Annotated in this window: 5 protein-coding genes; 3 read left to right on the top strand and 2 right to left on the bottom strand. The window is 46.8% G+C overall.

What is annotated here, in order from left to right:
• Positions 1 to 369: 369 nt before the first annotated feature.
• Positions 370 to 1,620, top strand: coding sequence for an aminotransferase class I/II-fold pyridoxal phosphate-dependent enzyme (locus IRJ16_RS21810; protein ID WP_194113933.1), 1,251 nt, complete (start codon positions 370 to 372; stop codon positions 1,618 to 1,620).
• A 120-nt stretch (positions 1,621 to 1,740) separates the two neighbouring features.
• On the opposite strand, the gene IRJ16_RS21805 is transcribed toward IRJ16_RS21810, so the two are convergent.
• Positions 1,741 to 2,988 (bottom strand): ABC transporter permease, encoded by a 1,248-nt coding sequence (locus IRJ16_RS21805; RefSeq protein ID WP_194113930.1) that lies wholly within the window; start codon positions 2,986 to 2,988, stop codon positions 1,741 to 1,743.
• A 155-nt stretch (positions 2,989 to 3,143) separates the two neighbouring features.
• Between IRJ16_RS21805 and queA the strand changes: the two genes are divergently transcribed.
• On the top strand, positions 3,144 to 4,193 hold the full coding sequence (gene queA / locus IRJ16_RS21800) for a tRNA preQ1(34) S-adenosylmethionine ribosyltransferase-isomerase QueA (protein WP_194113928.1): 1,050 nt from the start codon (positions 3,144 to 3,146) through the stop codon (positions 4,191 to 4,193).
• Between the two features lie 128 nt (positions 4,194 to 4,321).
• Positions 4,322 to 5,023 (top strand): 2-C-methyl-D-erythritol 4-phosphate cytidylyltransferase, encoded by a 702-nt coding sequence (locus IRJ16_RS21795; protein WP_194113926.1) that lies wholly within the window; start codon positions 4,322 to 4,324, stop codon positions 5,021 to 5,023.
• 117 nt (positions 5,024 to 5,140) lie between these two features.
• Here the strand turns inward: IRJ16_RS21795 and IRJ16_RS21790 are convergent, their stop codons facing one another.
• Positions 5,141 to 8,278, bottom strand: a complete 3,138-nt coding sequence (locus IRJ16_RS21790; protein ID WP_194113924.1) for a PAS domain-containing hybrid sensor histidine kinase/response regulator — start codon at positions 8,276 to 8,278, stop codon at positions 5,141 to 5,143.
• Between the last annotated feature and the right edge of the window lie 109 nt (positions 8,279 to 8,387).

Below are 8,387 nucleotides of genomic sequence, written 5' to 3'. Positions count from 1 at the left end.
CTCTTGCTAAACAGATCGCTTAATATCTTATTCCCACGGCTAACAAGTCTTTTATCCGCAAGGTCCCTAAAATTACGTAATGACATCGGACACGAAACTAATCATAAAAGATGTGTCCACACGATAGTCCTTGGGGAGGGGGCGGGAGAGGTAGTGGTGAAAAGGCAGGGAGGGGTTAGCCACGATGCTTAGCGGACGAACCCCTTCCCGCCACCTCGCATTTCCTACACACCTTTCCCCAGGGAAGGAATTATAAAAACGCAACCTACTATAACATTCCTAAATAACCCATAATAAAAAGTAATAGCGTTGAAGATTTTTTAGTTTAACGCTATATTTGTATATTGTTAATTAAATAGATAAGAAGAGTTGGATCTGTTCGATAAAATATCAAAAACAATGGGCGGGCCTATTGGTCAGCACCAACAATGGTCGCATGGTTATTTCTCATTCCCGCGTTTAGAGGGCGAGATAGCGCCGCACATGATGTTTCAGGGCGAAGAGCATTTGGTTTGGAGCCTGAACAATTACCTTGGTTTGGCCAATCACCCCGAAGTACGTAAAGCCGACGCGCAAGCTGCTGCCGATTTTGGTATGGCTTATCCGATGGGCGCTCGTATGATGTCGGGCAATACCCGCCATCACGAGGAGTTAGAGCAAGACCTTGCCGACTTTGTAGGTAAAGAAAGCGCGTTCTTATTGAACTACGGTTATCAGGGTATGGTGTCTATCATAGACGCCTTAGTTGACCGTAACGACGTGATCGTGTACGACGGCGAATCACATGCTTGTATCATCGACGGTGTGCGTTTGCACATGGGCAAACGTTTTGTTTACCAGCATAACGATATCGATAGCTGTGCCAAACAATTGGAACGTGCTACCAAATTGGTAGAGCAAAGTGGCGGGGCTATTCTGGTGATCACTGAGGGTGTATTCGGTATGTCGGGTGCGCAAGGTAAACTGAAAGAGATCATCGCGCTTAAAGATAAATTCAAGTTCCGTTTGCTAATAGATGACGCGCATGGTTTCGGTACCTTAGGTGCTACCGGTGCGGGTGCTCACGAGGCTCAGGACTGCATAGACGGGGTAGATGTTTACTTTGGTACCTTCGCTAAATCAATGGCCGGTATCGGCGGATTTGTGGCGTCGAACCAAACTATTATCAACTACCTGCGCTACAATATGCGCTCGCAAACTTTTGCCAAGGCATTACCAATGCCAATGGTATTAGGCTTGAAAAAACGTTTTGAACTGTTAAAGTCGCAACCCGAACTGCGGGAGAAACTATGGACCATCGCTCGTGCCCTGCAAGGCGGTTTAAAAGATCATGGTTTTGATATCGGTATCACCAATAGCGTGGTAACCCCGGTATTCCTGAAAGGCGACCTGCACGAGGCTACAAGTTTAACCATGGACCTGCGTAAGCGTTTTCATATCTTCTGCTCTATCGTAGTTTATCCGGTGATCCCTAAAGGCCTAATAGAATTAAGGCTGATCCCAACTGCGGTACACACGTTGGAGGATGTACAACGCACGCTGGATGCATTCAGTGATATCTCAGAGAAACTGAAAGCTGGCCATTACAAAGCTAAAGAAGAAATTTTGGCAGAAGCCTAAAACTGAATTTATATCATATGTAAAGGGCCATTGAGATGATCAATGGCCCTTTCTTTTTTATTGTTTTCCCGGTGTCTAACTGGAGGTCGTTAAAGATAAGATAGACACCTCGGCAAAAAATTAATTCGTCCTTATTGCCTCTACAGGGTCCATCCTTGATGCCGACCAGGCCGGTACGATGCCCGAGATGATACCGATCACTACCGAGATAGTGATGCCCCGCATCATGTTGGTAAGATCCAGCACGATCTCTATATCGGTACCGGCTTTTACGCCGATCGTGCCGAGATAGACCAGCCCCAGGCCGATCAATCCGCCTAATAAGCATAAGGCCACAGCTTCTAACAAGAATTGAAGTAAAATAAAGTAATTTTTAGCCCCAAGTGATTTTTGGATGCCTATGATGTTGGTACGTTCTTTTACCGATACGAACATGATATTAGCGATACCAAAACCGCCTACCAGGATAGAGAAACCACCAATGATCCAACCGGCAATATTTACAATGCCAAACAACTGATCAAACCCTTGGGTTAAAATGGTAGATTCATTTAGGGCAAAATTATCCTCTTGCGCAGGCCCCAGCCGGCGGATAGAGCGCATTAAACCACGTAACTCACTGCTAACTTCAATCAACGAAATACCTGCTTTACCTTTTACGGTGATCTCGGGGCCGTATCTGTCGCTCTGTACATCAACCAGGTTGCGGGCATAGTTCAGCGGCATTAGGATCATCTCATCAGATGTGATACCCATCATGTTTTCGCCTTCTTTGGCAAATACGCCAATAATGGTCACATACCTGCCCATTACCTTGATGCGTTGCCCTATCGGCTGTAAATGCGGGAAAAGTCCTTCGGAGACCGAAGCGCCGATCAAAACCACAGGGGCACCCGTACGCGATTCGCCGTCGGTGAAATAGCGGCCGTCCTGTATATCAAAGTTACGGGTGATATGGTAATCGGCAGATGCGGCCGAAATGTCAACGTTCTCTACAAAATTGCTTTGAAATTTTACGGTACGGTTGGCCAGGCCCAATTGATAAGTAACACCGGCTGCGGTCTGCGAGCGTTGCTTCAACTTCTCAAATTCGCGCAGGTTAGTGGTCGGCCGTTGTATAAATTTCCACCAGGGCGAGTTGCCGTCCATTATCCATGGCATTTTGCTCACGTACACGCTGTTATCGCCAAGCTTATCTATACTGGATTGCAGGTTATTATGCAGCGTATCCACGGCCGAAAAAACGGCTATAATAGTAAAGATACCGATAGTAACCCCCAAAAGGGACAGCGTGGTGCGCAACTTGTTCTGACGCAGGGCATCGTAAGCGAACAGGAAACTCTCTCTGAATAATTTAAAAAATATCATACCGTAATGTTGGTTAGACACCGCTGCGCCCTTCTGGTTACAAGTATCAGCAATTTTATTTATTATGACTTAACTGCCACACAAACACCCTATTTATACGTTTAATGTCAGTAAGATTTCATACCTTTGCGCCCTAAAATCATATTTTAACAAACATGAAGTTATCTCAATTCAAATTCAATCTTCCTGAATCGCTTGTTGCGCATACTCCTGCCGAGCGTCGTGACGAGGCCCGTTTAATGGTTCTGCATAAAGATTCAGGCAAGATCGAGCATAAGATATTCAGAGATGTTTTGGATTATTTTGACGATCAGGACGTAATGATCCTGAACAACACCAAGGTATTCCCTGCCCGTATGTACGGCAACAAAGAGAAGACCGGTGCCACTATCGAGGTTTTCCTGCTTCGCGAACTGAACAAAGAGCTGCGTTTGTGGGACGTTTTGGTTGATCCTGCCCGTAAGATCCGCGTGGGTAATAAATTATATTTTGGCGAGGATGACCTGCTGATCGCTGAAGTTGTGGATAATACCACTTCTCGTGGCCGTACCATCCGCTTCCTGTTCGACGGTACCGACGAAGAATTCCGTCGCAATATCGAGATCTTGGGTGAGACACCGTTACCAAAATACATCAAACGTAAAGCTACCGCCGAGGATAAAGAGCGTTATCAAACCGTTTTTGCTAAGCACGAAGGTGCTGTTGCCGCTCCTACTGCAGGATTGCACTTTAGCCGCGAATTGATGAAACGCCTAGAGTTAAAAGGTGTAAATTTTGCCGAGGTTACCCTGCACGTAGGTTTAGGTACTTTCCGCCCGGTTGAGGTGGAGGATCTGACCAAACACAAGATGGATTCGGAACAGATCATCATCGAACAATCTCAGGTTAATATCGTTAACCGCGGTCTCGAAAATAAAAAACGTGTTTGCGCTGTTGGTACAACATCTATGCGTGCTGTAGAATCTGCCGTATCAGCAGGCCGTATCTTAAAACCGGTGAATGACTGGACCAGCAAGTTCATCTTCCCGCCATACGAGTTCAGCATCGCTAACACCATGATCACCAACTTCCACACACCAGAATCGACCTTGTTGATGATGATCTGTGCATTTGGAGGTTACGACCACGTAATGAACGCCTACGAAGTTGCGGTGAAAGAGAAATATCGTTTCTACAGCTATGGCGATGCCATGCTGATCATCTAATTAGATGTGAGACAAATATGAGATGTGAGACCGGGAAATCGGTCTCACTTTTTTTTGCGTTTTGATTTGAGACGTGAGATTTGAGATATGACATATGGTTAATTAGATTTGCGCTTCTTAGAAATATCATGTCTCATATCTCAGATCTCACATCTCGCATCTCAGCTTACGCCCTCATCGTTGCGGGCGGCTCGGGCACACGCATGCAGTCGGTAGTCCCTAAGCAATTCTTATTGCTGAATGGCCGGCCGTTGATGATGTACACCATCGAGGCATTTTATAATTCCACATATCAACCACAGATCATTGTGGTGATGCACCCCAACTTTCATACCTATTGGCAGGAGCTTTGCGTTGAGCATAATTTCGCCATCCCGCATGTTTTGGCTGATGGCGGCGAGACCCGCTTCCATTCAGTTAAAGCCGGTTTGGCCCTGGTGACCGAAGATGGTTTGGTAGCCGTTCAGGACGCAGTTAGGCCGCTCACAAGCGTCGATATCATTGACCATGCCTATCATCAAGCGCAAGAGCTTGGCAACGCCGTAGTGGCCGTTAAAAGTCGTGATTCCGTGCGTGCTGTGCGCAATGGCCGGTCTGAAAGTATGCTGCGCGATGAGATCTATCTGGTGCAAACCCCGCAGACCTTCCGTGCGGATATCTTAAAAAAAGCTTACCTGCAAGAATTTAATGATGGGTTTACCGATGATGCCAGTGTGGTAGAGAAAGACGGTGTGATGATCCATTTGACCGAAGGCAACTATCAGAACATAAAAGTCACTTATCCGGAGGATATCGCTATTGGGGAGTTATTGTTGGGGATGAGAGGGTAGGTGTATATAGGGGTGTATACAGCGCGTGTGTGCAAGTGTATATGCTTTGCTTTAAATGCTGTATGTCAGTAAGTTAATTCTTGGTTGCTTATAGTTTAAGTTAATTATCCAGGGTGCCTACACCGCCATCCTGTAATGCCTGGCTATCTTCTCGAACAAGATCTCGGGCATAAATGGTTTGGTGAGGTAATCGTCCATACCGTAGTTGCGGGTCTTGGCAAAGGTTTCGGGCATGGCATCGGCGGTTAGGGCGATGATCGGCAGGCGGGGTTGCTTGCTTTTGATGATCTGGGTAGCCTCAAAGCCGTCCATTACAGGCATTTGCAGGTCCATCAGGATCAGATCGTAATCGTTATTTTCGGCCATTTGGGTGGCCACAAGTCCGTTATTAGCTTCGCTGATATTTATATGCCATTTGTTAAGGAAACGGCTCGCGATCAGGATATTCATCTTGTTATCGTCAACCACCAATACCTTCATGCCGGATAGGTCGCCCTCCTGCATTTTTTGTACGGCGTTCAGTACCGGTTTCTTCACAGGTTCGGCCTGGTATTCAAACTCGATAACAAAATTAAATTGGGTGCCTTTGCCTAAGGCGCTGCTGGCTTTAATATCGCTGCCATGCAGTTGGATCAACCGTTTAATAATAGCTAAGCCAAGGCCACTACCGCCATAGTCGCGGCGCTCTTGCGATTCCTGCACAAATGGCTCGAATATCTTATCCAAGTTTTTAGGTTCGATGCCTATGCCGGTATCAGCTACAGTGAAATTCAGCTTCACCTTATTCTCGGTGCGCGAATCTTCGCGGATCAGGATAGTAATGCCGCCCTTGTGGGTAAATTTGATGGCATTGCTTACCAGGTTATTCAAGATCTGGGTGATACGGATAGGGTCTCCGGTAATGTTTTGCGGGATGGTATTGGCCATCTCGATATTGATGCTCAGTTTCTTCTCGGCAGCTTTAGCCGCGAATGACTGCTTAATATTATCGACCAGCTTATTGATGTTCAATTGGGTGCGGGTCAGCTCTAATTTACCGGCTTCTATCTTGTTGTAATCAAGGATATCATTGATGATGCCCAATAAGTTCTCGCCCGAAAATTTCAGTGTATTCAGATAGCCGATCTGATCTGCACGCGGGTTTTCCTCCAGCAACAGTTCGGTCGTGCCGATCACCGCGTTCATCGGTGTACGGATCTCGTGACTCATGGTCGACAGGAACTCCGACTTGAACATTGATGCGCGTTCCGCGTCGTTCTTAGCATCTATCAGTTGCTGGCGGTCCTTTTGCTGGTCGGTTACGTCCTCGCCAATGCAGGTGATCTGTTTTATTTGCCCATCCTCATCGTAAATGGTAGTATTTTGCCAGCTGATAACACGTTCCTCGCCGTTGCGGCAGATCACCGGGTTAATGTAGTTAGGTTCGGCTTGGCTATCCTCGGCCCATTTAGCAAATACGGGTTGCAGGTTCTCTGATATAAATTGTTCGTACCATTTGAGGCCGACCAGCTTGCTTTGCGGATAGCCCAGTAAGCCGGCCAGATATTTATTACAGAAAAGGATATTACCGTTACGGTCTAAGGATACGGCCGCCAGTTTAACCCCGTCAAGTATCTCCTTATAATTGTCTTCGGTCTCGCGAATGTTCAGTTCGGCGCGTTTGCGGTCGGTCACATCTTGCAGGGTGCCCATTACGCTCTTCACGCTACCATCCTCGCCGTCTTTGATCTTGGCAATGATCAGGCTCAGGAATTTTAGTTTACCGGTAGGGGTAATGATGCGGAACTCGTACGAGGTGCGGCGCAGGTTTGCCGGGTTTTTCAGGAAAGTCAGCAGGATAACCTTATCCTCAGGATGTACATATTGCAACAAGAGTTTAAAGTGGCTCAGTCCGGTCTTTAAGCTTGACGGATCGACCTCGTAAATATGGTAAACCTCATCGGACCAGCTGATGTTCTTTTGACCAAGATACCACTTCCAGTTACCGATCTTGGCCGCGGACTGTGCTTCCGATAACTCGGCTTGACTGCGTTTGATCGTGCGCTCTATCGATTTGTTTTCGGTAATGTCCTGTATAATGCCGGTAACACGGGTGATATTGCCTTGAGCATTCCGCACAGGTTCGCCACGTACAATGCGGAAATAGCGCGAATTGCCTTTAGCAGTGGTGATACCATGCTGGCTTTCGTTATGCTGCTTACCTTCCACATCGGCAAAGAACTGGTACACCGCACGGCGATCCTCGGATACTACACTGCTGGCATAATATTCAAAATGCGTTGTGCCCTTAGGCAAGGCATCTATATCTAAAAGCTTGTACAGGTTATCGGCCCAATAGGTCTCTTTGGTAGCCAGATCGTACCACCAATCGCCAAGTTTGGCAACCTTTTGGGCATCCAGCGCGCGCTGATATTCAGCACCGGCCTTTTCGGCTTCTTCGCGTTCAGCTGTAATATCTATAATAAGGGCAGTAGTGCGACCGGTAAAAACATTGTCTTTATCAAACACCGGGCTAACATAAGCCCTTGACCATTTGCCATCGCCATAAAACGAGCGGAACTCCACATCGGTAGAAACACCATTAGCAGCAGATATATCTATCGCATCTTTAAGCGCCTTGGTAGTATCAGGTGCAAGCAGATCGCCCGGTTTTTTGCCGCGGAAACGTTCCAGCTCGGCCGCGCCGGGTTGCAGTTTATTATACCACAGGTTCACACAGATCTGGTCCTCATCGTACTCAAATACCACATCAGATAAAGAACTGATCACCGCATTAACCTCATTCAGGCTTTTAAGCAGGGCGATGTTCTTAGCGTCGCTTATAGGCTTTATCTCGGTCTCGGTAACCGCCACAGGTGTGGGTACAATAGTGTCGGGCTTAACAAGCTCGGGAACTATCGGGGTAGGAGCGGGTGTATCGTCAACAACTGGCCTTAAAATGGTTCTCGGTTCTGGCACTGATATGGCAGCCGTGAACTGCGCTACGTTAGATGCAGGCGTTTTTTCGTTGTAAAGGGTTTGCTTTTCGGGCGGGGATAAGGGCGGCAATTTAATAAAAGGACGGGAGCCTGCATTGTTTGGGCCGGATGCGTCATCATCGTCATAACCTTCATCCTCCTTGCGTAAACGGCGAAATTTGATCAGCAACATTACCGCGCCTGCTATAATGAGCACCAAAGCGAAGCCCGCCAATATCAAAATATTGGTGGATATTCCATTAGGGACAGCAGGGATGTTACCGAATTTAGCGTACATTAAATAATGAAACAGAGCAATTTAGGATAAATTAGCGTTGCGTGCCAATATTGCCAGCAATAAATTTACAAAAATGTAACCTATAAAGGCCTGTAATAATACGAAGAAT

The sequence above is a fragment of the Mucilaginibacter myungsuensis genome (assembly GCF_015222005.1).
In the GTDB taxonomy this organism is placed as follows: Bacteria; Bacteroidota; Bacteroidia; order Sphingobacteriales; family Sphingobacteriaceae; genus Mucilaginibacter; species Mucilaginibacter myungsuensis.
This window is presented reverse-complemented; position numbering and strand designations above follow the sequence as displayed.